General features: G+C 72.8%; 30 protein-coding genes and 1 pseudogene. 14 read left to right on the forward strand and 17 right to left on the reverse strand.

Translation table 11 applies throughout. The features are described from left to right. Positions 1 to 57: 57 nt before the first annotated feature. The 6 genes from mutM to I8D64_RS02285 form a co-directional block, all read right to left on the reverse strand. Complete coding sequence (gene mutM, locus I8D64_RS02260) at positions 58 to 1,059, reverse strand: bifunctional DNA-formamidopyrimidine glycosylase/DNA-(apurinic or apyrimidinic site) lyase (protein WP_200500865.1); 1,002 nt, start codon at positions 1,057 to 1,059, stop codon at positions 58 to 60. Between the two features lie 14 nt (positions 1,060 to 1,073). Then, entirely contained in the window at positions 1,074 to 1,826 is a 753-nt protein-coding gene (gene rnc, locus I8D64_RS02265) for a ribonuclease III (protein ID WP_200500866.1), read from the reverse strand. Beyond that, positions 1,826 to 2,464: a YceD family protein gene (locus I8D64_RS02270; protein WP_343068394.1), complete on the reverse strand. Its 639-nt coding sequence runs from the start codon at positions 2,462 to 2,464 to the stop codon at positions 1,826 to 1,828. Before I8D64_RS02270 ends, rnc begins: the two co-directional genes overlap by 1 nt. 74 nt (positions 2,465 to 2,538) lie before the next feature. Next, entirely contained in the window at positions 2,539 to 3,057 is a 519-nt protein-coding gene (gene coaD, locus I8D64_RS02275; RefSeq protein WP_200500868.1) for a pantetheine-phosphate adenylyltransferase, read from the reverse strand. 9 nt (positions 3,058 to 3,066) lie between these two features. Further along, positions 3,067 to 3,675, reverse strand: a complete 609-nt coding sequence (locus I8D64_RS02280) for a GNAT family N-acetyltransferase (protein WP_200500869.1) — start codon at positions 3,673 to 3,675, stop codon at positions 3,067 to 3,069. Positions 3,676 to 3,750: 75 nt separating this feature from the next. Next, positions 3,751 to 4,524, reverse strand: coding sequence for an SDR family oxidoreductase (locus I8D64_RS02285; protein WP_200500870.1), 774 nt, complete (start codon positions 4,522 to 4,524; stop codon positions 3,751 to 3,753). A gap of 221 nt (positions 4,525 to 4,745) precedes the next feature. Between I8D64_RS02285 and I8D64_RS02290 the strand changes: the two genes are divergently transcribed. Beyond that, positions 4,746 to 5,582 (forward strand): helix-turn-helix transcriptional regulator, encoded by an 837-nt coding sequence (locus I8D64_RS02290; protein WP_200501249.1) that lies wholly within the window; start codon positions 4,746 to 4,748, stop codon positions 5,580 to 5,582. A 21-nt stretch (positions 5,583 to 5,603) separates the two neighbouring features. Here the strand turns inward: I8D64_RS02290 and I8D64_RS02295 are convergent, their stop codons facing one another. Genes I8D64_RS02295 through I8D64_RS02305 form a run of 3 tightly spaced genes read right to left on the reverse strand, consistent with a single transcriptional unit; the run spans position 5,604 to position 7,478 of the window. After that, positions 5,604 to 6,104, reverse strand: coding sequence for a hypothetical protein (locus I8D64_RS02295; protein ID WP_200500871.1), 501 nt, complete (start codon positions 6,102 to 6,104; stop codon positions 5,604 to 5,606). A 7-nt stretch (positions 6,105 to 6,111) separates the two neighbouring features. Further along, positions 6,112 to 6,813, reverse strand: a complete 702-nt coding sequence (locus I8D64_RS02300) for a methyltransferase domain-containing protein (RefSeq protein ID WP_200501287.1) — start codon at positions 6,811 to 6,813, stop codon at positions 6,112 to 6,114. Continuing rightward, positions 6,810 to 7,478, reverse strand: coding sequence for a GNAT family N-acetyltransferase (locus I8D64_RS02305; RefSeq protein WP_200500872.1), 669 nt, complete (start codon positions 7,476 to 7,478; stop codon positions 6,810 to 6,812). Before I8D64_RS02305 ends, I8D64_RS02300 begins: the two co-directional genes overlap by 4 nt. A 174-nt stretch (positions 7,479 to 7,652) precedes the next feature. Here I8D64_RS02305 and I8D64_RS02310 point away from each other — a divergent pair, with 174 nt between their 5' ends. Beyond that, on the forward strand, positions 7,653 to 8,078 hold the full coding sequence (locus tag I8D64_RS02310; RefSeq protein WP_200500873.1) for a helix-turn-helix domain-containing protein: 426 nt from the start codon (positions 7,653 to 7,655) through the stop codon (positions 8,076 to 8,078). Between the two features lie 444 nt (positions 8,079 to 8,522). Here the strand turns inward: I8D64_RS02310 and I8D64_RS02315 are convergent, their stop codons facing one another. Beyond that, positions 8,523 to 9,113 (reverse strand): ClpP family protease, encoded by a 591-nt coding sequence (locus I8D64_RS02315; RefSeq protein ID WP_200500874.1) that lies wholly within the window; start codon positions 9,111 to 9,113, stop codon positions 8,523 to 8,525. Further along, positions 9,110 to 9,853: pseudogene (locus I8D64_RS02320) on the reverse strand (ClpP family protease). The gene I8D64_RS02315 and the pseudogene I8D64_RS02320 overlap by 4 nt, the downstream one beginning before the upstream one ends. Here I8D64_RS02320 and I8D64_RS02325 point away from each other — a divergent pair. Genes I8D64_RS02325 through moaA form a run of 3 tightly spaced genes read left to right on the forward strand, consistent with a single transcriptional unit; the run spans position 9,852 to position 12,195 of the window. Beyond that, a complete protein-coding gene (locus tag I8D64_RS02325) occupies positions 9,852 to 10,559 on the forward strand; it encodes a MogA/MoaB family molybdenum cofactor biosynthesis protein (protein ID WP_343068397.1) in 708 nt (235 codons plus the stop codon). The pseudogene I8D64_RS02320 and the gene I8D64_RS02325 sit on opposite strands and share 2 nt — an antisense overlap. A gap of 5 nt (positions 10,560 to 10,564) precedes the next feature. After that, the gene (locus I8D64_RS02330) at positions 10,565 to 10,999 is read left to right on the forward strand and encodes a molybdenum cofactor biosynthesis protein MoaE (protein ID WP_343068398.1); all 435 of its coding nucleotides are present in this window, start codon (positions 10,565 to 10,567) and stop codon (positions 10,997 to 10,999) included. Then, on the forward strand, positions 10,996 to 12,195 hold the full coding sequence (gene moaA, locus I8D64_RS02335) for a GTP 3',8-cyclase MoaA (RefSeq protein ID WP_200500876.1): 1,200 nt from the start codon (positions 10,996 to 10,998) through the stop codon (positions 12,193 to 12,195). The genes I8D64_RS02330 and moaA overlap by 4 nt, the downstream gene beginning before the upstream one ends. Before the next feature lie 49 nt (positions 12,196 to 12,244). Here moaA and I8D64_RS02340 read toward each other — a convergent pair whose 3' ends face one another. From I8D64_RS02340 to I8D64_RS02350, 3 genes are read right to left on the reverse strand one after another with little or no spacing between them, the layout of a single operon-like run. Then, positions 12,245 to 12,514, reverse strand: a complete 270-nt coding sequence (locus I8D64_RS02340) for a DUF6457 domain-containing protein (protein ID WP_200500877.1) — start codon at positions 12,512 to 12,514, stop codon at positions 12,245 to 12,247. Between the two features lie 9 nt (positions 12,515 to 12,523). Then, positions 12,524 to 13,015, reverse strand: coding sequence for a cyclic pyranopterin monophosphate synthase MoaC (moaC, locus tag I8D64_RS02345; protein ID WP_200500878.1), 492 nt, complete (start codon positions 13,013 to 13,015; stop codon positions 12,524 to 12,526). Further along, on the reverse strand, positions 13,012 to 14,241 hold the full coding sequence (locus I8D64_RS02350; protein WP_200500879.1) for a molybdopterin molybdotransferase MoeA: 1,230 nt from the start codon (positions 14,239 to 14,241) through the stop codon (positions 13,012 to 13,014). The genes moaC and I8D64_RS02350 overlap by 4 nt, the downstream gene beginning before the upstream one ends. A 227-nt stretch (positions 14,242 to 14,468) precedes the next feature. On the opposite strand from I8D64_RS02350, the gene I8D64_RS02355 reads away from it, so the two are divergent. From I8D64_RS02355 to fdhD, 5 genes are all read left to right on the forward strand, one after another. Further along, complete coding sequence (locus tag I8D64_RS02355; RefSeq protein WP_200500880.1) at positions 14,469 to 14,861, forward strand: TOBE domain-containing protein; 393 nt, start codon at positions 14,469 to 14,471, stop codon at positions 14,859 to 14,861. Between the two features lie 88 nt (positions 14,862 to 14,949). Beyond that, positions 14,950 to 15,753, forward strand: coding sequence for a molybdate ABC transporter substrate-binding protein (gene modA / locus I8D64_RS02360; protein WP_200500881.1), 804 nt, complete (start codon positions 14,950 to 14,952; stop codon positions 15,751 to 15,753). Further along, positions 15,750 to 16,538, forward strand: a complete 789-nt coding sequence (locus I8D64_RS02365; protein ID WP_343068399.1) for an ABC transporter permease — start codon at positions 15,750 to 15,752, stop codon at positions 16,536 to 16,538. The genes modA and I8D64_RS02365 overlap by 4 nt, the downstream gene beginning before the upstream one ends. Continuing rightward, on the forward strand, positions 16,535 to 17,692 hold the full coding sequence (locus I8D64_RS02370) for an ATP-binding cassette domain-containing protein (protein WP_200500882.1): 1,158 nt from the start codon (positions 16,535 to 16,537) through the stop codon (positions 17,690 to 17,692). Before I8D64_RS02365 ends, I8D64_RS02370 begins: the two co-directional genes overlap by 4 nt. A gap of 47 nt (positions 17,693 to 17,739) precedes the next feature. Beyond that, positions 17,740 to 18,663 carry a formate dehydrogenase accessory sulfurtransferase FdhD gene (gene fdhD / locus I8D64_RS02375; RefSeq protein WP_200500883.1) on the forward strand — a complete coding sequence of 308 codons (924 nt, stop codon included), beginning with the start codon at positions 17,740 to 17,742 and terminating at the stop codon, positions 18,661 to 18,663. A 60-nt stretch (positions 18,664 to 18,723) separates the two neighbouring features. Here the strand turns inward: fdhD and I8D64_RS02380 are convergent, their stop codons facing one another. Next, complete coding sequence (locus tag I8D64_RS02380) at positions 18,724 to 19,617, reverse strand: helix-turn-helix domain-containing protein (RefSeq protein WP_246482637.1); 894 nt, start codon at positions 19,615 to 19,617, stop codon at positions 18,724 to 18,726. Between the two features lie 18 nt (positions 19,618 to 19,635). On the opposite strand from I8D64_RS02380, the gene I8D64_RS02385 reads away from it, so the two are divergent. Next, positions 19,636 to 20,010 (forward strand): VOC family protein, encoded by a 375-nt coding sequence (locus I8D64_RS02385; protein ID WP_200500884.1) that lies wholly within the window; start codon positions 19,636 to 19,638, stop codon positions 20,008 to 20,010. A gap of 34 nt (positions 20,011 to 20,044) precedes the next feature. Further along, positions 20,045 to 20,590: a GNAT family N-acetyltransferase gene (locus I8D64_RS02390; RefSeq protein WP_200500885.1), complete on the forward strand. Its 546-nt coding sequence runs from the start codon at positions 20,045 to 20,047 to the stop codon at positions 20,588 to 20,590. A gap of 14 nt (positions 20,591 to 20,604) precedes the next feature. Here the strand turns inward: I8D64_RS02390 and rsmD are convergent, their stop codons facing one another. Together rsmD and I8D64_RS02400 are read right to left on the reverse strand one after the other, a co-directional pair. After that, entirely contained in the window at positions 20,605 to 21,183 is a 579-nt protein-coding gene (gene rsmD, locus I8D64_RS02395; protein WP_200500886.1) for a 16S rRNA (guanine(966)-N(2))-methyltransferase RsmD, read from the reverse strand. 1 nt (position 21,184) lies between these two features. Beyond that, on the reverse strand, positions 21,185 to 23,440 hold the full coding sequence (locus I8D64_RS02400; RefSeq protein ID WP_200500887.1) for an ATP-dependent DNA helicase RecG: 2,256 nt from the start codon (positions 23,438 to 23,440) through the stop codon (positions 21,185 to 21,187). A 308-nt stretch (positions 23,441 to 23,748) separates the two neighbouring features. On the opposite strand from I8D64_RS02400, the gene rpmB reads away from it, so the two are divergent. Both rpmB and I8D64_RS02410 read left to right on the forward strand, forming a co-directional pair. Further along, on the forward strand, positions 23,749 to 23,943 hold the full coding sequence (gene rpmB, locus I8D64_RS17100) for a 50S ribosomal protein L28 (RefSeq protein ID WP_152352778.1): 195 nt from the start codon (positions 23,749 to 23,751) through the stop codon (positions 23,941 to 23,943). A gap of 129 nt (positions 23,944 to 24,072) precedes the next feature. Then, entirely contained in the window at positions 24,073 to 24,756 is a 684-nt protein-coding gene (locus I8D64_RS02410; protein WP_200500888.1) for an HAD family hydrolase, read from the forward strand. Positions 24,757 to 24,780: the final 24 nt, after the last annotated feature.

Genomic DNA, 24,780 nt, shown 5'->3' on the forward strand with positions numbered 1-24,780 from the left:
CGGGATCGCCGGCCGCGCCGTGGGCCTCGTCAGGCGTCAGAAATCAGACGTCAGACGTCAGGCCCTGCGCTGGCAGTTCGGGCAGAAGAAGCACGAGCGCTGCTGGAGCACCGAGCGGCGGATGATCGTGGCGCAGCGCGGGCACGGCTCCCCCGCCCTGCCGTAGGCGGCGAGGGAGCGCGCGAAGTACCCGGACCGGCCGTCGACGTTCACGTAGAGGTCGTCGAAGCTGGTCCCGCCCACGTCGAGCGCCCGGCGCATGACGGCCTCGGCGCCGTCCAGGACGCGCCTGGCACGGCCCCGGGTGAGCGTCTCCCCGGGGGCGTCGAAGCGAGTGCGGGCGGCCCACAGCCCCTCGTCGGCGTAGATGTTCCCGATCCCGCTGACCAGGGACTGGTCCAGCAGCAGCGCCTTGATGGGGGCGCGCCGCGCGCGCATCACCGCGATCACGGCCTCGCGGTCCTGGGCAGGGTCGAGCAGGTCGCGGCCGATGCCGACCACGTCGGCCGGGAGCAGGTCGTCGATCGAGTCCGGGGTCGCGGGGAGCCCGTCGGCGTCCTGCTCGAGCGCACTCGTCCACAGCCCGCCGAAGATGCGCTGGTCCACGAAGTCGACCTGTGCGCCGTCGTCCAGATGCAGGACGATGCGGCGATGCCTGTGCGGATCGCTGGCCGGGCCCTCTCCGCGCGGGGCGGGTTCCGACGGTGCGTCGACCCCCTTGGCCGTCTCCGCGCCCGCCGTCGCGCCCGCTGTCGCACCCGCCTCGACGTCTGCCGCTCCGCCGCGCACGCGCATCTGGCCGCTCATGCCCAGGTGCGTCATGAGCGCCTCGCCGAGCTCGTCGCCGCGCTCGTCCTGCAGGCGCCACCACAGGAACTTCCCGCGCCGCTCGAGCCGGGCGACGCGGGCACCGGTGACGGCGTGCACGAACGCGTCCGGCCCGCCGATCTGGCGGCGCAGGGATCGCGGCTCGTGGACGTCGACGCGGGTGATCACACGGCCGTCGACATGCGGGGCGAGGCCGCGGCGGACCACCTCGACCTCGGGCAGCTCCGGCATGGGCGGGCTCCGGGTCAGCCGCGCGGGAGCACGGACTCGCCGCGGGCCTCGAGGAGGCTGCGCACGGCGTGCTGGGCGGCGGCGAGCTCGGCGTCCTTCTTCGAGGCGCCCTCGCCGCTCGCGGTGACGATGCCGGCGATGGTCGCGGTCGCGGTATAGGTCTTCGCGTGCTCGGGGCCGGTGCCCGTGATCTCGTAGACGGGGACGGTGCCGGTCTCGGCGGCGATCTCCTGCAGGCGGGTCTTGAAGTCGTACCCGGCCTCGAGGATCTCGTCGCTCTCGAGCAGCGGTCGCAGCAGCTCGAGCACGTACCTGCGGGAGACGTCCTGTCCGCAGGAGAGGTGCACGGCGCCGATCAGCGCCTCCATGGTGTCGGCGAGGATCGAGGCCTTGTCGCGGCCGCCCGAGAGGTCCTCGCCGCGGCCGAGCTTGACGTACTGGCCCAGCTCGATGCGTCGGCCGATGAGCGCGAGGGCGCGCGTGTTGACCGTGGCCGCTCGGCGCTTGGCGAGGTCACCCTCGGGCAGCGTCGGATGCACGGTGTAGAGCTCCTCCGTGGTCGCGAGCTGCAGCACGGCGTCGCCCAGGAACTCGAGGCGCTCGTTGTGCGGGATCTGCTCGTGCTCGTAGGAGTACGAGCGGTGCGTGAGCGCGAGATCGAGCAGCCCGGACTCCGTGAGCTGACGCGCCTGGTCGGGGAACAGGGGCAGCGTCGCGAGAAGCTCCTGGGGATCCCTCGCCTCGGTGGACCGCCGTGAGCGGGCCATCAGCGCTCCTCGTCGACGGGCGCGCCGTCGTCAGGATCGTCGTCGGCCCCGGCGCGCTCGGAGTCGCCCGCGTCGGCCGACTGCCCCTCCCCGCCGAGCAGGCCGCTCAGGGCAGCCCAGCGCGGGTCGATCACGTCGTGGTGGTGCTCGGGATCGTCCTCGAGGCGCGCGCCGCACTGGGCGCACAGACCCATGCACGAGGGCTTGCACAGAGGGCGCTCCTCGGCCTCGAGCGCGATGACGTCGTGCACGAGGGGGCCGAGGTCCACGTCGTCGCCGCTGAGGGCGGGGACGTCGTCCTCCTCATCGGCCTTGATCTTCTCGGGGTAGCTGAAGAGCTCGTCGATGCGGGCGTCGACCTCGCGCTCGAGCGGGTCCAGGCAGCGGGAGCACTCGCCGGTGACGCGGGCCTCGACGGTGCCGCTGACGAAGATGCCCTCGACCACGGACTCGAGCTCGGCGTCGAGGCTGATCGACTCGCCCGCGGGGACGGTGAGGGCGAGGTTGCCGACCTTCTGGTCGGCCACCTGGACGGTGCGGTCCACGTGCCGGTGTGATCCCGGGCGGCCGATGAGGTCGACGACGTCGAAGCGGAGGTCGAGATCGTCGGGCGCGGGGATGCTGGCTCGAATGTTCACGGCCCCAGGATACGAGCGCGAGCGCCGACGCGGCTCGGGGCGCGCGGGTCGGGTGACGGGTCCGACCCGGGGCATCAGGCCTCGGACGATCCCGTGGGCTCCTCGCGCTCGGCGAGCGCGGCCTCGAGGGCGCGGCGGGAGGCCTCGGGGAGCATGTCGTCGATCGGGCCGCCCAGCTGGGAGACCTCGCGCACGAGACTCGAGGAGATGTGGGAGTACCGGGCGTCGGTGAGCAGGAAGACGGTGTCGACGTGCGCGAGATGCTGGTTCATGCGCGCCATCGGCTCCTCGTAGGCGAGGTCGATCTGGCCGCGCATGCCGCGCACCACGGCCCGTGCGCCGTGCTCGCGGCAGAAGTCGACCAGCAGTCCGCGCGGCAGCACGGCGCTCGTGACCTTGGGGTCGAGCCCCTCGGCGCGGATGGTCTCGTCGATCGCCTGCTGGCGCGCCTCGAGGCTCAGCATCCCCTTCTTGTTGGGGTTGTGGGAGATCGCGATGATCAGCCGGCTGCACAGCATCGCGGCCCGGCGGGCGAGGTCCAGATGGCCGAGGGTGAACGGGTCGAAGGAGCCCGGCAGGACGATGGTGCTCATGGAGGAAGCCTAATCGGCCGACGGCGCCTGCCCGGCGGGCGCCTCGCCGGGGTGCTGCGCGTGCCACTCCTCCTCGAGGATCGCCCAGGTCATGCCGTCCATCCACCCGCGGGTCGCGTGCAGCGACTCCCCGCGGAAGATGCCCTCGCAGCGCAGGCCGATCTTCTCCATGATCCGGGCCGAGGGCGCGTTCGCCGCGAAGCAGCTGGCCTCCACGCGGTGCAGTCCCAGCCCGGCGATGGCGATGCGCAGGAGCGCCGCCGCGTACTCGGTGCCGAGCCCCTGGCCGTGCACGCCCGGGTCGAGGACCCAGGACAGCTCGCCCTGGCTGCGGTGGGCGGCGGCGATCGCCTGACGCTGGGACCAGGCGTCCTGGACCATGACGCCGCCCACGGCGATGACCCGGCCGTCGAGCTCCCCGACGATCCGGGCCGCGAGCGACTGCTCCCAGGTCTCGATGTGCGCGGCGCGCGAGGCCGGCAGGCCGTAGGTCCATTCGTGGACCTCCGGCCTGCCGTACCAGGGCCAGATCGCCTCGGCGTCCTCGGCGCGGGCGCGGCGCAGCGTGAGGCGCTCCGTGCGGAGCGGCCAGTCGAGGTCTGCGAGCGTGGTGGTCACCGCGCCAGGGTACGCACGTGAGGGCGGGCCGACGGCCGGGTGGCCGGATGGCCGGAGGACCCGATGCTCGGGCGCTCAGGGCTTCCCGTGGGGGTCGCGGGCGTTGAGCATCTCGACCACCTGCGGATAGTCCCCGCGCACCTCGGCATAGCGCAGCACCTTCACGGCCTCCACCTGGATCTCGCGCAGGGAGGACGCATCCCCTGCCGCGAAAATCTCCATGACCTCGTCGGCGAAGGCGTCGAGCGGCATCGCCATCTCGTTCTCGGCGTGCCCGGGCATGAGGTCGGTGCGCACGGCCGGCGGCTCGAGCTCCAGCACGCGCACGCCGGTCCCCGCGAGCTGCAGGCGGATCGACTCGCTGAGCATGTGGATCGCGGCTTTGGTCGCGTTGTAGGTGGGGGTCGCGGCGAGCGGGGTGAAGGCGAGCCCGGAGGAGACCGTCATGATCGTCGCGTCCCCGCGGGAGACGAAGTGGTCCAGGAAGGCGGAGATGAGTCGGATTGGTCCCAGTACGTTGGTGGTGACGGTGGCCTCGGCGGTCTCGAGCAGACCCTCGGACGTCGTCCAGTCCTCCGCGCGCATGATCCCTGCCATCGCGATGAGGGTGTCGAGATCCGGGTGCTCGGCGCGCACGGTGCGGGCGGCCGACTCGATGCTCCGCGCGTCGGTCACGTCCAGGGCCACGGTGCCGAGACCGGGGTGCTGGGCGGCGAGCTCGGCGAGCCGCTCGGTGCGTCGGCCGCCGATGATGACGGTGCTGCCGCGCTCCTGGAGGCGCAGGGCGAGGGCGAGACCGATGCCGCTGGTCGCGCCGGGGATGAAGATCGTGTGTCCGGTGAGTTCCATGGCGGGCAGTCTTCGCCGCGTCCGGGCCGCGCACCAGGGCCGGTGCATCGGGGGATCCGCGATCCCTGGTTGCGCGAGCGCGCTGACGGGATACTCGGGGCATGGATCCAGCGAGCACAGGGGCCGACGAGGCACCCGTCGCAGACGAAGCGCGCACGCGCGTAAAGCGCACGGGCGAATCGCGCGCCGGCGAGGCGCGGACCGGCGAGGCGCGGACAGGGATGGACCGGGAAGCGCTCGCGGGCTTCCTCGTCGCCCGCCGTGAGGCCATCTCGCCGGCCGACGTGGGCCTGCCCGCCGGCACCCGCCGGCGCACACCGGGGCTCCGACGGGAGGAGGTGGCGCAGCTGGCGACGATGTCCGTCGACTACGTGACCCGGCTCGAACAGAGGCGCGGCCCCCAGCCGTCGACCGCGATGCTGGCCTCGCTCGCCCGCGCCCTGCGGCTCACGGCCGACGAGCGGGACTACCTGTTCCGCGTCGCCGGGCACAGCGCCCCGGACCGGTCGATCGCGCACTCCCATGTCGCGCCGGGGCTGCTGAGGGTGCTCGACCGGCTCCCCGACGTGCCGGCGATGATCATCTCGAACCTCGCCGAGCCGCTCGTCCAGAACGAGCCAGCGCGCGCACTCTTCGGCGACGCCTCCCTGCTGGAGGGATGGGAGCGCAGCGCGATCTTCCAGTGGTTCGCCCATCCCGAGACCTGCCGGGGCATGTACCCGCCGTCCGATCACGCCCGGCAGAGCCGCGCGCAGGTCGCGACCCTCCGCGCCGCCTACGGCGCGATGGGCCCGCGCTCGCGGGCGGGTGAGCTGGCGCGGCTCCTGCATGCCCGCAGCGAGGAGTTCGCCCAGCTCTGGGACGCCCAGATCGTGGCGCGGCGCTTCGAGGACCACAAGGTCGTGATCCACCCGGAGGTCGGCGAGATCGAGGTGGACTGCCAGGCGCTGTTCACGGAGGACGAGACCCAGGTCCTGCTGGTGCTCACCGCTCCCCCGCACACGGAGGACGCGAGCAAGCTCGAGCTGCTGGCGGTGCTGGGGACGCAACGCACTTGAGGCGCTGTGCTGGGGTGGTCGTCATACCGAGTGGCCGGAGCACCGACGAACGATGCGCACGGCGCCGAGGGCACTCGCCGCAGCCACGGAGGAGGCGATCGGGGCGAAGACCGCGACACCCACGAGGCCGCCGAACACCACGCCCCCAGAGATCGCGGCGAGGAGCGCAAGCACGGATGTGATCGCGCAGACGACCGAGGCCTTCTCATCCCCCGATGGTCCCTCCTGAGTCGACCTTTCGGACTCACTGCTGTCACTGCGTGCAAGAAGGTCCCACGCATCGCGGACCACGACGAACGATGCGGAGATGAGCGCGACGGCCGTCGCGAGGACGGCCAGCGGCGCCAGAACATTGCCGTAGCCGAACACGGAGGGGCTGACCCAGCGCTCCTGGGAGAAAGTGATCCTGGATGGATCCTCACTCACCCAAGAGATCCACCATGTCGGCAAGAGCATCACCAGCAGTGCACCGGCCGATGCAACGAGACCGAGGACGTGCAGGGCAGGGGCCAGTGTGCGCATCAGCCTCTCACCCCTCCGAGTCCTGAGTCTTGACCCGAGCGCGGTCACCCGAATCCGCCGTCGGCGTCCACCGCGCCTCGATCGACCCGTGCGGCCTCGCGCCGGGATCGGTGCGCTGCTCGACCGCGGACACCGCGAATCCGACGTCCTTCAGAAGCCTCTCGAGCTCGGCCACGGGCCAGAAGTGCGCGGTCGTGATCGCGTGGTCGAAAGGTTCGATCCGAGGCCCGTCGAAGAAGCCGAGCAGCAGGGCACCGCCGGGGCGCAGCACCCGCCCGATGGACGCAAGGGCCTCCTGCATCCGCTCGGGCGGGAGATGGATCAGGCAGTACCAGGCGAGAACTCCCGCGCACGAGTCGTCCTCGACACCCGGGGCGAGCACGTCACCCAGCCGGTACTCGACGCCGGGGTGCACAGTGCGCGCGTGATCGACGAACGCCGGCACCGGGTCGATGCCGAGCACGTGATGTCCCTGCGCGGCCAGGTGCGCGGTCCAGTGGCCGGGCCCGCAGCCCAGGTCGAGGACCAGTCCGCCCCCGCCGTCATCGACGATGCCCGCCTCGTCGGCCGTGCCAGCCGCGCCTGCCCGCTGTGCCCAGTCCTCGATGTGACGACGGTCCGTACCCGCCATCTGCTCGACCGACCCGAGCACCTGCGCGTACTCCTCGGCGCGCGCGGCATACGCCTCCCGTGTCCCCTGCTCGCTCACCCCTGCAGGGTAGGTGCGGCGGGCACGACGGGCCTGCTGAATCGCCGGCACACGTAGACGCGTGCGAAGCGGGCGCGAGCCTCCGCCTCGTCGGCCAGGTCCGCGTGGCAGAACGCCATCACCGGGCATCCCAGCGGAGGTGGGGCCGTCCACCCGTCGGCCGATTCGCGCCACCCCTTGTAGACATGCAGGTAATGATCCGATTCCGAGAAGCCGTTCGCCCGGTACCAGGCGTGTGCGGGCTCGTCCTCCCGGGTCCAGGCATCCAGCAGTGAGACGTTCGTGGGAAGTCGCCGGAGTCCCACTTCCAGCAGCGCGTCGGCGATGCCCTCCCGGCGGTGGTCGGGGTGCACGGCGATGGTGTCGATGGTGGCGAGTTCACCGTCGACCTCGACGTCGAGGATGCCGACGATCTCGTCTCCACCCTCCCCGTTGTTCGCGGGCACGGCGGCGACGAGCTGGATCGATGGATCCGCGGGGCGCTCCTGCCAGACGTCGTCGTAGTAGCAGGTGTCTAGGAAGGCGAGCACGCGGCAGCGCAGCCAGCTGGGCTCATCATGGAGTTCGTACGGCCGGACCGCGGACGCGGAGTGGGACACGGCCTGTGCGGATTTCGAGTGGATGTCCCGGTGTGAAGTACGTGCGGGGGTGTCGTTCTCGGACATGGTCCTCCCTGAGTCGAGGGGCAGTGACGTGCAGGCGCTCAGAGGGAGAACATGCGAGGGATGCTAGATCCCGCAGACCCGCAGCGGCGAGCGAATTCTCCGCCAGACCTCTCCCCTCTTCCGCTCACAGCAGAGGCATGCGCGCCCAGCCGCTCCGCGCCGTAGGCTCCGAGCATGGATGCCACCGAACCTCTGCTGCGTGAGCTCGTCGGTGCGGCGCTGCGCGAGGAGCGGCGCCAACAGGGACTGACCCTCGCGCGCCTCGCCGAGGCGAGCGGCGTGAGCATGCAGCACGTCTCGGACGTCGAACGCGGCCGCAAGGATCCGTCGAGCGAAGTGCTCGCGGCGATCACCGGCGCGCTCGGGATCAGCGTCTTCGACATCGGCCGACGGGTCCACCAGGCAGCCGTCCCGCGCAACGGTGAGGATCAGCGCGAGGCGCGTCAGACGGCCGCGCATCCGGGAGCCGCGCGCCAGGGAGTCGTTCTGGACCTCACTGCCCGCGGTCGCGATGAGGTTCTCCCGCAGACCCCTGGGCTCCCGGTCAGCCATGGTCTCTCGTCTTCCGCAGCACGCGAACCGATGCTCAGCGCCGCCTGACGAAGCTCGTCTGACCGCAGGCGCCTCCCGCTGCGCAGCGTCCGTGCTCAGTGCGCCATCCGTGCTCAGTGCGGGCCCCTGCCTTCTCCTGTCGCCGGGCACCGTGCAGCGTTCAACCCGGCCCGTGATCCCGTCCCCGTTCTGAGAACCCCATCTTTGTCCCACGGTCTGTCGCAGACGTTCCCGCGGGAACGTCACATCGGCCCCATGTGTCAGATCCCGGTGAGGTCTCCGGGTTCAGCAGCAGCGGCCTCAGAGGCCGCAGCGCGGGGCGGGCCTGCCCGGTGCACCCGCCGGTACGACGCCGACCGCACTGGGGAATCGTCGTCAGCGCGCCGACAGTGCTGCGCAACGGTCGCTATGGGGCCTCATAACGACCGTTGCGCAGCAGTCAAACTCCGACGACGGCCAGAAACGCACTGAAACGTCCGGAACGGCCCGGCCTCACCGCCTCCGCAGCACCCTGTCCGCGAGGCCGTAGTCCACGGCGGCCTGCGCATCGAGCACGCGCTCGCGCTCGAGGTCGGCGCGGACGGTGGCGAGGTCCTTCGCGCTGTGCTCGGCGATCACGGACTCGAGCTCCCGGCGCACGCGCTCGACCTCCTGCGTGGCGAGGATCAGATCGGGAACGGCTCCGCGGCCGCTCGCCTCGAGGGGGTGCAGCACCACGCGAGCGTGCGGGAGCACCGCGCGCATGCCGGGTGTTCCCGCGGCGAGCAGCACCACGGGCGCCGCGACGACCTGCCCCACGCAGGTCACGGCGACGTCGCTGCGCACGTACTCGAGCGCGTCGTGAATCGCGAGGACGGCCTGCGCGTCCCCGCCCTCGGAGTTCAGGTAGAGCTGGATCGGGCGGTCCGGGGCGTCGTTCTCCAGATGCAGGATCTGCGCGATCACGGTGTTGGCGACCCCGTCGTCCACGGGCGTGCCCAGGTAGACGATGCGATCGCTGAGCAGGCGCGAGAAGACGTCCGCGCTGCGCTCGGCGCCGTGGCTGGTGCGCTCGATGACGGACGGGATCGTATAACTGCTCACGACGCGCCTCCCGTCCGGATCCCTGCCCGGATCCCGGCGCGGGCGCCGGCCATGCGTCGCTCGCCGAACGGCAGGATCTGGTCGAGGGACTCCACCACGTGGTCGCAGAAGCCGTACTCGACGGCGTCGGGCGCCTCCCAGATGCGGTCGCGCTCGGAGTCCCGGGCGACCTGCTAGCGCGACTGCCCGGTGCGCTCTGCGGTGATGTCGATGAGCAGGTCGCGCCCCCTCCGCAGATCCTCGGCCTGGAGCTCGATGTCTGCCGCACTGCCGCCGAACCCGGCCGACCCCTGGTGCATGAGGACGCGGCCGTGAGTGAGGATGAACCGTTTGCCGGGCGCGCCGTGGGTGAGCAGGTACTGCCCCGCGCTGTAGGCCATGCCGAGGGCCACCGTGCGCACATCGCATGGGATCACGTCCATGAGGTCGCCGATCGCGAGCATCGCGGGCACCAGCCCGCCGGGCGAGTTGATGAGCAGGGTGATGTCGCGGCTCGGGTCCTCGGCGGCGAGCAGCACGAGCTGCGCGCACAGCTGGGCGCCGTTGTCCTGCTCGAGCTCCCGGTCCAGCAGCAGGATCCGCTGGTGCAGGAGCCCCGTCGCGGTGCGGTCCGCGAGTGCGGGCGGAGCGGTCGTCGTGTTCGGGTCAGGGTCGTCGGATCCGGCGCGCGGTCCGGACGACCGGTGGGCGTCGGCGCGGGGGCCGACGGGGACCGTGCTCGGGACTGTTCTCTGTGTCATGTCCTCGAGCCTCGCGGCTCGGCGGGGCCGATGGGCGCTCCTCCGTCGTCCGCTGATCCACCGTCGGCTGATCCGCTCGGTGCTTAACCCCCGCGAGCTGATCCGCTCGGGGCTGGCGGGCTCAGCGCTGACCAGCCCCGGCACCCCTCCCCTCGGTGCCGCGCCGCACCTCACCCGTCTCGTCCTGCCCCTGCGCACGGTGCGCGACTACAGTGGAGGCATGGAGAATCCGGACAGGTCAGCCACGATGATCACCGTGTCCGACCGCTCGGCGGAGGGCACCAGGGAGGACCTCTCGGGTCCCCTCGGCACCCGTCTGCTCGAGGAGGCCGGATGGGAGGTCGAGGGCGTCGTCGTCCCGGATGACAGGGACGCGATCGCCGGTGCGATCCTCGCCGCGGTCGACGCCGGCGTCGCGCTCGTGGTCACCACGGGCGGCACGGGCCTGGGTCCTCGCGATGTCACCCCGGAGGCGACCGGCCCGCTGCTGGATCGACCGATCCCCGGGATCGCCGAGCGCCTGCGCGCCGTCGTCGCCGACCGCCTCCCCGCCTCGACGCTCTCGCGCGGCGTTGCCGGTCTGCGCGGCCGCACGCTCGTGGTGAACCTCGCCGGCTCCCCCGGGGCCGTGCAGGACGGCATGCCCGTGATCCTCTCGGTCGCAGCCCATGTGGCCGACCAGGTCCGCGGAGGTGACCACACATGATCGTCATGACAGCAGTGACCGCCGCCCCTCTGGACGTCGCCGCGCACCTCGACGCCGTCTCCCACCCGGAGGTCGGCGCGACCGCCGCCTTCATCGGCACCGTCCGCGACAACGATCCCGAGGCCACCGGGACGGTGGTGCGCCTGGACTACTCCGCGCACCCCGAGGCCGAGCGGCTGCTCGGCGAGATCGCGGCGCGCTGCGACAGCGAGGACGTGCGCATCGCCGTGTCCCACCGGACGGGATCGCTCGAGGTGGGCGGTGTCGCGATCGTCGCCGCCGTCTCGAGCGTGCACCGCGCCGACGCGTTCGACGTGGCCCGCGAGGTCGTCGAGCGCGTGAAGGCCGAGCTGCCGGTGTGGAAGCGCCAGGTCGAGGCCGACGGGACCGCCGAGTGGGTAGGGCTGGGGAGCCTCGCCGAGACCGGGTTGAGCGCATGACCACCGCGTATCACCCCGGACGTCCGAGCGCTGACCCGCCCGCTCCCGCCGCTGCGCCGAGGCCCACCGCCGTCGCCCTCCCCACGCCGACGGTCCGGGTGCGCACGGCGCAGGCTCCGTCGTCGCCCGGTGCAGACCCCGACGACCCCACCCGCCCCGCCGACGCGTCGTCCGCCGCGAGGTCCTCCGAGGACGTCTGGGACGGCCCGCTCGTCGACAGCTTCGGACGCGTCCACCGCGACCTGCGCATCTCCCTCACGGACAAGTGCAACCTGCGCTGCACCTACTGCATGCCCGCCGAGGGCCTGCCGTGGCTCGCGAAGGAGAACGTGCTGACCACGGACGAGATCGAGCGCGTCGCGCGCGTCCTCGCCCGCGTCGGCATCGTCGAGGTGCGGCTGACCGGCGGAGAGCCGCTGCTGCGCCCCGACATCGTCGACGTGGTGCGGCGCCTGCACGCGATCGAGGGGCCCGAGGGGCCGCTCGACATCTCCATGACCACCAACGCGATCCGTCTGGACCGCGTCATGGAGGACCTCGAGGCCGCGGGCCTCTCGCGCCTGAACATCAGCCTGGACACCGTGGACCCCGAGCGCTTCACGAAGCTGACCCGTCGCGAGCGCTTCTCCGCCGTGCAGGCAGGGATCGCCGCCGCCCGCGCGTCCGGGCTGCGTCCGCTGAAGATCAACGCGGTCGCCATGCGCGGTGTGAACGACGATGAGTTCTGCGATCTGCTGCGCTTCGCGATCGATCACGAGGCCGAGCTGCGCTTCATCGAGCAGATGCCGCTGGACGCCGGCCACGTCTGGTCGCGGCACACGATGGTCGACGGCGCCGAGATCCTCGCGAAGCTCTCCGCCGAGTTCGACCTCGAGCCCGTCGGCGACCGGGGCTCGAGCCCCGCCGAGGTGTTCCGTGTGCGCGGCACCGATGCGACCGTGGGCGTGATCGCCTCGGTCACCGCGCCGTTCTGCGGGGCGTGCGACCGGGTCCGGCTGACGGCCGACGGTCAGCTGCGCAACTGCCTGTTCGCGCGCGAGGAGTCGGATCTTCTCTCCCTGCTGCGCTCGGGCGGCTCCGACGAGGACGTGGCCCGGATGATCCGCGCGAGCATCGGCGCCAAGCGTCCCGGTCACGGGATCGACGACCCCGGCTTCCTGCAGCCCGACCGCCCGATGTCCGCCATCGGCGGCTGACCGGGCGGGAGCACTGGAGCCGGACCGGAACGCACCCCGAGCGGATCGCTCAGGCGTCGTCCTCCTGCGGGTGCGCCTCCTCCCAGACGGCGAGTTCGTGCTTCACCACGCGCGTCGCCTCCCGCGGATCGATGCCCGCGGCGACCGCGAGCCCCATGAGGTACGTGGTCACGGGGGCCGCCGGACGGGTCACTCCATGGGCGACCTGACCGGTGAGACCCAGCAGCAGGTTCGTCGGAACCTCCTCGGCCGTGAGTCCGAGGGCGGGTGCGAGCTGCTCGATCCAGGGCTCGAGCTCGGGCGGGATGCTGCGGGGCATGGGTTCTCCTCAATCGTGTGCGGTGCGGCGCCAGGTGCCGCTCTTGCCGCCGGTCTTCTCGACCAGCTCGATGCGCTCGACCGCCACGGACTTGTCCAGGCCCTTGACCATGTCGACCACCGCGAGAGCGGCGATCGAGACGGCGGTCAGCGCCTCCATCTCCACGCCCGTGCGGTCGGCGGTGCGCACGGTGGCGCGCAGCTCGACGCCGTCGTCCTCGATCTCGGCATCGAGCACCGCCCCGTGCACGCCGATCACGTGCGCGAGGGGCAGCAGCTCCGGGGTGCGCTTGGCGCCCTGGATGCCGGCGATGCGGGCCACGGCGAGCACGTCCCCCTTGGGGACCGTCCGATCGCGCAGCGCGGCGACGATCTCCGGGGTGCACAGCACCTTGCCGCGTGCGGTCGCGCTGCGCACCGTCGGCGTCTTCTCGGTGACGTCGACCATGCGCGCCCGGCCATCGCCGTCGAGGTGGGTGAAGGGCTGGGGGTTCTCGCTCATGACAGCACCATCACCTCGATCTCGTCGCCCTCCTGGACCCTGTCGACGTCCGCGGGGACGATCGCGAGGTCGTGCGCCTGGGCAAGGGAGACCACCAGATGGGACCCGCTGCCGCCCGCGCTCGCGGGCGCGACGGTCCGCTCGTCCATGACCGCGGGCAACGCCTGGGCACGGCCCACGGGGCACTTCCATGCCGCGCGCGCCCGGCGCAGGACCGTGGGCCGGAAGAGGTCCCCGTGACCTGCCATCGTGCGCAGCGCGGGCCGGACGAACAGCTCGTAGCAGACGGCGACCGCGACCGGATTGCCGGGGAGGCAGAAGACGGGGAGCCGGTCGTCCACGACGCCGAACCCCTGCGGCTTGCCGGGCTGGATCGCGACCTTCTCGAAGTGCACGCCGAGCGGCGAGAGCGCGTGCTTGGCGACGTCGAAGGCGCCCACGCTCGCGCCGCCGCTGACCACGACGGCGTCGGCGAGGTCCTGCGCCGCGAGCTCGCGGACGTGCCGGGCGAGGTTCTCGCCGTCCTCGTCGCGGAACCAGGAGACGTCCGCGATCTCGAGCCCGTCGGCCGCGAGGCCCGCGGCGAGCAGCACCGCGTTCGACTCGGGGATCTGTCCGCGCCGCAGCTCCTGCCCGGCGGGCACCAGCTCGGACCCGGTCGAGACGACCGCGACGCGCGGCCGGCGGACCACGCTCACGCGGCCGTGGCCGGCCGACGCCGCCGCGGCCAGGCGCCAGGGCGTGAGCTCGACCCCGCCGGGCACGGCGACCTCGCCCTCGGGAGTGTCCTCGCCGCGTCGGCGGATGTGCGCGCCGGGCCTCGGCTCCTCGAGGATCTCGATCCAGGCGGGGAGCCCGTCGGCCTCCGTCGGCGCTCCGCCCGTCGGATCGATCCGGACCTTCTCGATCGGCACGACCGCATCGGCGCTCGTCGGGATCGGTGCGCCGGTCATGATCCGCACCGCCTCACCGGGGCCGAGAGGCGGGTCCTCCGCGGCACCGGCGGGCACGTCGCCCACCACACGCAGGCGCGCGTCGACGCGCGCCTCGGTGCCATGGACGGCGAATCCGTCCATGGCGGAGTTGTCGAACAGCGGCACCGGATGCGCGGTGCGGACGTCCTCGGTGAGCACGGCGCCGCGGGCCTCGGCGAGCGGCAGCTCCACCGGATCGAGCCTGCGCACCGCCGCAAGAAGGCGGGCACGATGGTCCTGCCAGGGGATCATGCCCTCGCCCCTGCGCGCTGGATCCGGCGGGTCGTGGTCGAGGTCAGCATGCTCTCCATGCTAGTCGCGGACCGGTCCCCGACGGCGGGGGCCGAGTCCGCGGGATCCGAGCCCGGCCGACTCGTGGGAGTCGTCGGCACCGGTCCCGCCCGCGCGGGAACACCCGCATCCGCGGCCCGCTTGCATGGATTCCGCCGCACCTGCGGGTCCGTGGTGTACTGGAGCGCATGACCACCTTCCGCGTGAGCGAGGCCGCCGCGCTTCTCGGCGTCAGCGATGACACCGTGCGGCGCTGGATCGACAACGGGGCGCTCACCGCCTCGGCCGACGCCTCGGGCCGGGCCGTGCTGGAGGGCAGCGAGCTCGCCGCGCACCTCGAGGCCTCCGCGGGCGGCCCCGGCGATCCCGTGCAGCGCGGATCGAGCGCCCGCAACCGCTTCGTGGGCCTCGTGACCGGCATCGTCAGCGACCGGGTGATGTCCCAGGTCCAGATGCAGTGCGGTCCGCACCGCGTGGTCTCGCTGATGTCCACCGAGGCCGTCCGCGAGCTCGAGCTCGAGGTCGGCTCCCTGGCCACGGCCGTCGTCAAGGCGACCACCGTCATCGTCGAGACGCCCTGACCCGGCTCCGCCCGCCGGCCTCTCGCGTCCGCCTCTCCCCCACTCTCCCGTCCCGCCATCCCCTCCCGTCGCATCGAAGGATCACCTGATGTCCCTGTCGACCACCGCCCGCCTGCGCAGCGCCGGTGCGCTGCTCGCCGTCTCCGCCTTCGCCCTCGCCGGGTGCTCGGGCTCGGGGTCCTCGGACTCCGCGGCCTCGGACTCCGGTGACGGCTCGACGAAGACCATCACGATCTTCGCGGCCGCCTCGCTGCAGGGGCCCTTGGACACCGTCGCCGAGGACTTCACGAAGGCGCACCCCGAGTACGAGGTGAAGCCGATCGTGTACGACGGCTCGCAGGCGCTCGCCACCCAGGCGATCGACGGTGCGGACGTCGACGTGCTCGCCTTCGCCTCTGAGAAGAGCCTCGAGCCCGTCACCGAGGCCGGCATCACCGACGACTCGAAGATCTTCGCGACCAACACGCTGGAGATCGCCGTGGCCCCCGGGAATCCCAAGGGCATCAAGACCTTCGAGGACCTCACGACGTCGGGCGTCTCCGTGGTCACCTGCGCCTCCGAGGTCCCCTGCGGCCAGGCCACCGACAAGATCGAGGACGCCACCGGCGTGACGCTGAAGCCGGTGAGCGAGGAGACCAACGTGACCAGCGTCGTCAACCGCGTCGCGGAGGGCGAGGCGGATGCGGGCCTGGTCTACACCACGGACGTCACCGCCGCCGGCGACAAGCTCGAGGGCGTCGACTTCCCCGAGTCCGACGAAGCCGTGAACAAGTACCCGGTGGCGGTCAGCACCACGTCCAAGGACCCCGAGGGCGCGCAGGCCTTCGAGGACTACCTGCTCTCCGACGACGGCCAGAAGGTGCTCGACGAGGCGGGCTTCGGCGCGCCGTGAGACCTCCCGCCTGGCTGCGGACCTTCGCCCTGGTGGGCCTCGCCGTGCTGGTGCTGCCGCTGGCCGGGATGCTCACCCGGGTGCACTGGTCCACCCTCGGCGAGGACCTGGTCGCCCCCTCGACGGTGACGGCGCTCTGGCTCTCGCTGCTCACCGCCTTCTGCTCGACGATCGCGTGCCTGGTCCTGGGCTTCCCCCTCGCGCTCCTCATCGCCCGCGCATCCTCCCGCACGGCCGCGGTGCTGCGGGCGGCCGTGATGGTGCCGCTCGTGCTGCCGCCGATGGTGGGAGGTCTCGCCCTGCTGTCCCTGCTGGGCCGCTCGGGCGTGATCGGCAAGCCCGTCTTCGAGGCCACCGGCTTCTCCCTGCCGTATACGACGGCGGGCGTGGTGGTCGCCCAGACCTTCGTGGCCATGCCGTTCCTCGTCATCACGCTCGAGGGGGTGCTCCGCACCTCCGGGCAGGGACATGAGCGGGTGGCCGCTTCCCTCGGCGCGAGCCGCTGGCGCGTGCTCACCCGCGTCACCCTTCCGCTGGTGACGCCGGGCCTCGTCGCGGGGACCGTGCTCGCCTTCGCGCGCGCCATGGGCGAGTTCGGCGCGACCGCCCTGTTCGCGGGCAACTCCGAGGGCGTCACCCGCACCATGCCCCTCGCGATCTACACGGCCTACAACGGGGTCGGCGTGAGCCAGGACTCCGCCCTCGCGCTGTCCCTGCTGCTGCTGGTGAGCGCCGTGGTGATCGTCGCCGGCCTGCGCTCCTGGCGCGAGGAGGCCGTGCGGTGAGCGCGGGATCGGAGCGGCCGACGGGCGCGGGCCTCGCCGCCGATCTCGTCGTCCGCCGCGAGAGCTTCGACGTGTGCGCCCGCCTCGAGGTGCCCCCGGGCGGCCGCCTGGCCCTTCTCGGTCCGAACGGGGCCGGGAAGTCCACGATCCTCGGCGCCCTCGCCGGCGCCGTCCCGCTCGCCGAGGGACGCATCGCCGTCACCGGGGGCGGCGAGCAGGCCCGGGAGCGCGTGCTCGATGCCCCCGGTCGCCGCAGCGTGCCCACGCATCGGCGCGGCATCACCCTGCTCGAGCAGCGTCCGCTGCTGTTCCCCCACCTGGATCTGGTCGCGAACGTCGCCTTCGGCCCGCGGGCGCGCGGCATGGGTCGGCGCCAAGCCCGCGCGCTCGCCCTGGACTGGCTCGAGCGGGTGGGTCTCGCCGACCGCGCGGCCCAGCGCCCTCACCGCCTCTCCGGCGGCCAGCAGCAGCGGGTGGCCCTCGCGCGGGCCTTCGCCGCCGGTCCCTCGGTGATCCTGCTCGACGAGCCGTTCGCGGCCCTCGATGCCGAGTCCACGCCGCGCGTGCGCGGGCTCCTCACGCGCGAGCTCGCCCGCACCGGCACCACCGCGCTGCTGGTCACCCACCAGCTCAGCGATGCCTGGGACCTGGCCGACCGCTGCGTGGTGCTCGAGTCGGGCACGATCCGCGAGCGCACCGCCCCCGAGCAGATCGCGACGACCCCGCGCAGCCGCTTCGGCGCGCGCCTCGCGGGCTTCGGCGTCATCGAGGGCATGTGCGCGCCCGGGGCCGACGGCGCGGCGCGCCCGGTCCTCCGCGTGGGCGACGCTCTGCTGCCCGGCGTGCCCGATCCCGACGCCCCGCCGCGACGGGGAGAGAGCGCTCTGGGCATCGCGGCGCCGGAGGACGTCGATCTGCTGCCGCTCGATGACCATCGAGGGCGAGCAGGCGTGGTCGGTCAGGTCATCGGGGTGCAGGCGAGCGCGGGACGCGTCCGCATCGAGGCCGAGAACGGCCTCATCGCCCAGGTCTCCCCGGAGGCCGCCGCTCGGGCCACCGGCGGCGGTCTGCCCGTCGTCGGCTCCCGGCTCCGCTTGGCCCCGAGCTCTCTGCGCCTCGTCCAGGACCGCCGTCAGGACGAGGCCGCCCGCTGACCTCGGCCGTCCCTGCCGCAGCAAGCCCCCGGCGTACCCTGAGCGGCATGGGTCGCATCACCTCCAGCCGTCCGATCACCCGCATCCGCCTCGGGTACGGCAGCACGCGCAGGCCCGACACGCTCGCGGTCGAGGAGCCGCTCGAGATCCGCGCGAACGGTCGCCCGGTCGCGGTCACGATGCGCACGCCCGGCCACGATGTCGAGCTCGCGACGGGCTTCTTCCTCTCGGAGGGGATCATCCAGGGCCCGCGGGACGTGGTGCAGGCGATCCACTGCGGCGGCCCCGGCACGGGCGGCGAGCTGAACACGTACAACGTGCTCGACGTGACGCTCGCCCCGCACGTGCCGCCGCCCTCCCGGTCGACCGAGCGGAACTTCTATACGACCAGCTCGTGCGGGGTGTGCGGGAAGGCGAGCATCGACGCCGTCCGCACGGTCTCCGCCTTCGGCGTGGCCGACGACGAGCTGCGCATCGCCCCCGAGCTCATCGCCTCCCTGCCCGACACGCTGCGCGAGCACCAGGACGTCTTCGACAAGACCGGCGGGCTGCACGCGGCGGGACTGTTCGACGCCGCGAGCGGCGAGCTGCTGGTGCTGCGCGAGGACGTCGGGCGGCACAACGCCGTCGACAAGGTCGTGGGCTGGGCGGCGCAGAACGACCGCCTGCCTGCGCGGGGCACGATCCTGCAGGTCTCGGGCCGCGCGAGCTTCGAACTGGTGCAGAAGGCGGTGATGGCCGGGATCCCCGTGCTCTCCGCGGTCTCCGCCCCCTCGTCCCTCGCGGTCGAGCTCGCCGTCGAGTCCGGCCTGACCCTCGCGGGATTCGTGCGCGGCCCGCGTCTGAACGTCTACTCGCGCCCGGACCGGGTCCTCGAGCCGGCCGCGGAGGAGCACAGCGCCGGCGCGGCCGAGGCCGAGACCGAGACCGAGCCCAGGGTCGAGGAGAGTCGGCCCGCCGCCGTCCGCTGACCGACCCTGGCCGCCGAATCGCCCCGCCCGGGCACTCCCTGGTCGGCGCGGAGCGTCTGATCAGCCAGAGGCCCGACGGGCGTAGCGGGCAGGGGTCTCGCCGGTGATGGCCCGGAAGTCGCGGATGAAGTGCGACTGGTCGAACCACCCCAGAGCGGAGGCGATGTCGCTCAACGAGCGCGGGTCGCCGCGATCGAGCGCGGCCGTCGCGTCGATCACCCGGGCCCTCACGAGCATCCGCTTCACGCCCACCCCGAGCCCTCGGTCGAAGAGCCGCTGGAGCGTGCGGGCCGGGACGCCGCTTCGACGCTCCAGGTCGGCGAGCGAGTGCGTCGGCGACTCGTCGATGATCTGCAGGAGGCGACGCAGCATCGGGGCGTCGGGCGGCTCCGTCGGCCCGCGCTCGAGGAGCCAGGCGTCCAGCCGCGGCGCCGCGGACACCGCGTCCTCGGGCAGCGCACCCGTCCGCTCCTCAGCCACCAGCTGCACGGCGGCCCCGCCGAACCACTGCCGGGCGGGGATGGTGCGATCGCGCAGTGCACGCAGGTCCTGCGTCGAGAACGCGCGCGTCCCGCCGAGCGCGAACTTCACGCCCACCACGCTGCCGCTGCCCGTCAGGCGCACGTCGAAGCGTCCCCGGGTCACCGGTCCGGTGATCCAGACGCCCGCTCCCTCCGTGGTGCCCGTGGTGCCCGTGGTGTCCGTGCCCTCCCGCTGCGCGCCGCCGCGTTCGACGGTGAGGTTGACCGACGGATCGTCGAGGGTCGCGACCGGGAAGGTCTTGCCGGCCGCGAGGTCCCAGCGGACCGACCAGTACCGCTCCACCCAGGGGCGCAGTGCGGCACAGGGCCGGGCGAAGTCGTAGCGCGCGCGGTCCAGGAGCTCCTCGGGGCGCAGCACATGGCCGTACATGTGCGGAGGTGTCGCCTTCGTCCTATCGGCGTCCGTGCCCATGGCGGCAGTCTTCCACCCATGGACGACACCGCTGTTGCACGCCTTGCCATGACGACTCTCGACGCCTCCGAGACCGAGCCGGAGGCCCGCTTCTGGTCCGAGGTGCTGGGGTGGCCGATCGCCGTGCTCACCGAGGACTACGCGATGCTGACCGGCCCCTCCGGAGCCCTCGGCATCGGCCGCATCCCCGACCACGTGCGCTCGACCTGGCCGGACGACGGCCACAAGCAGTTCCATCTCGACCTCGCCGCCTCCGACCCGCAGGCCGCGGCGGAGCGCTGCGTCGAGCTCGGCGCCACCCGCGTCGAGCCCCAGCCCGGGGACACCTGGATCGTGCTGCAGGACCCGGCCGGGCACTTCTTCTGCCTGACCGACGAGAAGAACTGGGGCTGACGGCGGGACAGGGGCGCGCGCCATACTGGCGCCCATGCGCGAATCCCCGAATCCGCCCGCACAGTCCGCACAGCCCGCACGGCCCGGGTTCACGATCGACGTGCCGGTGCTCGCCGATGCCGACGCGCTCGCGGCCCTGCACACGCGCGTGTGGCGCGAGGCGTACACGGGGATCGTGCCGTCCTTCGCCTACGACGACGCCTCCCTCGGCCGGCGCCGCACCATGTGGCGCCGGATGCTCGGTCCCGAGCGCGAGCGGACCGTGCACGAGCGACTGCGGATCGGCCGTGACGCCGACGGCGCCCCCGTCGGCTTCCTCATGCTCGGCGCCGGGCGGGACGAGGACGCCCCGCATCCGCTCGAGCTGCAGGCGCTCAACGTGGGCCGGGAGTTCCACGGCACCGGCCTGGCGCAGGCGCTGGTCACGGAGCTGCTGGGCGATCGGCGCGCCTACCTGTGGGTGGTGGAGGACAATCCGCGCGCCCGCCGCTTCTACGAGAAGGTCGGCTTCCGGGCCGACGGCGGCGCGAAGATCGATCCCTCCCTGGAGGACCTCCGGGAGATCTGCATGTCCCGCTGACCGCGTCCTCCCGGTCAGTCGGTCGCAGGGCCGCCGTACTGGAGCACGGTCTCGCCGTAGGTCTTGGTGCCGTCGTCCGCCCAGCCCTCGGGCCAGGAGAGCGGGCGGGAGCGGCCCGAGCGCTCGATCACCACGAGCGCGTCGTCCGCGAGCGCCGGGCGCAGCACGCGCAGCAGCTGCTCGAGCGCCTCGGTGGGCAGGTCGTAGGGCGGGTCGAGCATCACGAGCGAGAATCCCCCGTCGGCCGGCGCGGCGGCCTCCGCGAGCTGGGCCGCGACCTGTTCGGCCTTCCCGGTGCGCACCGTGCAGCGCGCTGAGAGGCCGAGTCGATCCGCGGTCGTGCCGAGCTGCCGCGCCGTGGGCCCGTGCATCTCCACCAGCAGCGCCGACTCCGCGCCGCGGGAGAGCGCCTCGAAGGCGAGTGCCCCGGTGCCGGCGAACAGGTCGAGCACGCGCGCACCGCGCAGGGCGTCCCAGCCCTCGAGGCGGGAGAAGAGCGCCTCGCGGACCCTGTCGGAGGTGGGACGCGTGCCCTTCCCCGGAGGGCCGGGGATGGTGCGCCCGCCCAGCTCGCCGGCGATGATGCGCGGCATCTCAGCTCCTCTCCACGTTCGGGTCCGCGTCGCGCAGGCGGCGCTCCACGGCCGCCGCGAGCTGCGGATGGTCCTCGAGGTCGACATCGCCCGCGACCAGGTCGAAGGCGATGCCCCGGGCTCGCGCGATGATCTTCTCGTCGCGCAGCACGTCCAGATGCTCCAGGGTGCGGTGCAGACCGGACTGCTCCTCCCCCACCAGATCGCCCGTCCCCCGACGGCGCATGTCGATCTCGGCGAGCTCGAACCCGTCGGTCGTCGCGGCGATCTTCGCGAGCAGCTCGGAGGTCTCCGAGCCGTGCGGCATGCGGGTGTCGAAGAAGGCGATGCCCGGGTGCTCTCCGCGTCCGATGCGCCCGCGCAGCTGATGCAGCTGGGAGATGCCGAAGCGCTCGGCGTCCATCACGACCATCACGGACGCATTGGGAAGGTCCACGCCCACCTCGATGACGGTCGTCGCGACCAGGAGATCGAGCTCGCCCGCGACCATGGCGTCCATGACCTCCTGCTTCTCCTGAGCGGAGAGCCGGCCGTGCATGACGCCGATGCGCGCGCCGTGCAGCTGGGGCCGACGGGCCAGGCGCTCGGCCGTCTGGGTGACGCCGCGCGGCTCGAGGCCCGGGTCGGTGCCGCTGGGGAGGTCCTCGAACACCTCGCCCATGATCTCGACGTCCGCCCTTTCCTCGCGCTCGTCGATCCGCGCGCAGACCACGAACGCCTGGCGGCCGGCGCCGATCTCCTCGGCCGTCCGCGCCCACATGCGGGACTCCCACGCCGGGTCCTCCTCGTGGACGACGTGCGTGGTGATGCCGGGGCGGCCGCCCGGGCTCTGCGTGAGGCTGAGGACGTCGAGGTCCCCGGCGGTCGCGAGCGCCGCGGTGCGCGGGATGGGCGTCGCGGTCATGACGATGACGTGGGGGTTCTTGCCGTCGGCCCCCTTGGTGCGCAGCCGCCTGCGGTGGTCCACGCCGAAGCGGTGCTGCTCGTCGATCACGACGAGGCCGAGCGCCGCGTACTCGACGGACTCCGTGAGCAGCGCGTGGGTGCCGACGATGATGCCGGCCTCGCCGCTGGTGACGTCGAGCAGGGTGCGCCGACGGTCGGCGACGGACTGCGAGCCGGTCAGCAGGCGCACGCGTGTGGCGTCGGGGTGGGCGTGCATGTGGTCCGCGCGCCCCAGGTCGCCGAGGAGGTTGAGGATGGTGCGGTGGTGCTGCTCGGCGAGGACCTCGGTGGGGGCGAGCAGGACCGCCTGGTGGCCGGAGTCCACGGCCTGGAGCATGGCCCGCAGCGCGACCACGGTCTTCCCGGAGCCGACGTCCCCCTGGAGCAGCACGTTCGTGGGCCGCGAGCGTGCGAGCTCGTGGCGGATCGCCTCGCCGACCTCGGCCTGGCTCTGGGTGAGTGTGAAGGGCAGGCGCTCATCGAGCAGGGGCTGCAGCGGACCGCTCGCGCGGAGGGCGGGCGCGGGCGTGCGCGCGTCGAAGGCACGGCGCTGCGCGAAGATCGTCTGCAGGATGAAGGCCTCCTCGAAGACGAGGTGCCTCGTGCCGCGCTCGGTCTCGGCCATGTCCTGCGGGGTGTGGATGAGACGCATGGCCTCGGGCAGCGAGGGCAGGTGCTCGGCCGCGCGCACGGTGGGCGGGAGGATCGTGGTGAGCTGGTCAGCGAACTCGACGGCCTTCTTGTAGGCCGAACGCAGCGTGGCCTGCTTGGCCCTCTTGCGCAGTCGGTAGACGGGGACCGGCCGCATCAGCCGCGCCCGCGCCTCCGCACTGCCGTCGTACGGCTCGTAGCGGGGATTCGTGATCTGCGGGGCGCCCTGGTGGAAGCGGGCGTCGAAGTGGACCGTGCCGAACACGGCGATGCGGGCGCCGGGCGCGAGGTGCTCCTGGTGCCAGCGCACGATGTGGTCCTTGGGCAGGAAGAACGTGAGGGTGAGCTGCGCGTTCTCGTCGGCGACGCGGACCTCGAGGACCGAGCCGGGCCTGCGCTTCATGCGGCGGGCCTGCGAGCCGACGACACGCACGATCACCGTGGCGTCGTCCCCCTCGCGCAGCGCGCCCAGATCGCGCAGCTCGCCGGGGACGATGTAGCGCAGCGGGGTCAGGCGCAGCATGTCGTCGAGGTCCTCCGCGCCCTGCGCGCGGACGGCCCGCAGCTCCGCGGACGTGAGGAGCTCGGAGAGCTCGGGCACGCCGGAGGAGCGGCGCGGCGCGCGCGCCGTGCGGCCCGTGCCGCTCGCGTCAGCGTTCATGGTGCGCTGTCCCTCTCCCCGTTCCCTGCCCTGCCCTGCCACTGGCTCCCGTTACCGGTCTTCGCCTGCACGGATGCGTGCGGGACAATGGTGCCACCTGCAGGGGGCGCTGTGTCTGAATCCACAGCGCGCGGCGCTCTCCGCGCTTCCGGCGCCCGGCAGCCGTGGGCTATGCTGTCGGGGTTGCCTTGCGCGACCGCTCTTCCTGTGGTCGACCACGGTATGCGAACCCTCCGACGATCGAGCGTCGGCCGGGGCGCGTCCGGCGGGCGAGGCACCCGCAACGATTCGATCTTCAGGAGACGACAGTGGCTTCCACGTGTGACATCTGCGCCAAGGGCCCGAGCTTCGGCAAGAGCGTGTCCCACTCGCACCGCCGCACCTCGCGCCGCTGGAACCCGAACATCCAGACCGTGCGCACCGTGATCAACGGCACCCCCACGCGCCTGAGCGTCTGCACCTCCTGCCTCAAGGCCGGCAAGGTGCAGAAGGTCGGCGCCTGAGCAGGACGCGCTCGGCCCTCGCGGCCAGGCCATCCCTCGGGATTCCCCGTCGGAGCCCCCATCGGAGACGGTGGGGGCTTCCGTGCGTCCGGGGCCGGTCCGATGCGTCGGGCACCGTACGCTGAGCCGATGCTCGACGCACTCGCTGACTATCGCGCGCTCCTCGCAGAGGACGACGTCCGGGTCGCCGTGAGCGACCTCGACGGGGTCCTGCGCGTCTTCGACACGACCCCCTGGGCGGCGCTCGACGAGCAGCTCGGGCTCCCCCGGGGCTCCGCCTTCCGCGCCGTGCTGCGCGACCCGCTGCTCGAGGATGTCACGCGCGGCCGCGCCACTCATGAGGCCTGGCGGGAGTCCATCCTCTCCACGCTCCGTGACCAGGGCGTCCCCGCCGCACGGGCCCGCCGTGCCATCGGCACCTGGGCGGACGACCGCGGCCGGCTCGACACGGATGTCCTCGACCTGCTGGGGAGCGCGCAGCGGGAGGGGATCGAGGTCTTCGTGCTCACCAACGGCACCGACCGGGTGCGCGAGGAGCTGGAGGAGCTGCTCGCGCACGAGGATCCCGCCGTTCCCACGCCGCGGCGTTTCGGGGATCTCCTCGATCCGCATGGGGAGCGGGTCCTGAACACGGCCGAGCTGGGCGAGGCGAAGCCCGATCCCGCCGCGTTCGCCCTCGCCCACGCGCGCATCGAACGGGTGCTCGGCCGCGCCGTCCCCCGCTGCTGCGTCGCCTTCCTCGACGACAGCGCCTCCCACACGGAGGGCGCGGAGGAGTTCGGCTGGCGGGCGGTCCGATTGCATCGGGCGTGAGCGCGCCGCCGAGCTCCTCCGCGA

The organism is Brachybacterium halotolerans (assembly GCF_016623465.1).
Lineage (GTDB): Bacteria > Actinomycetota > Actinomycetes > Actinomycetales > Dermabacteraceae > Brachybacterium > Brachybacterium halotolerans.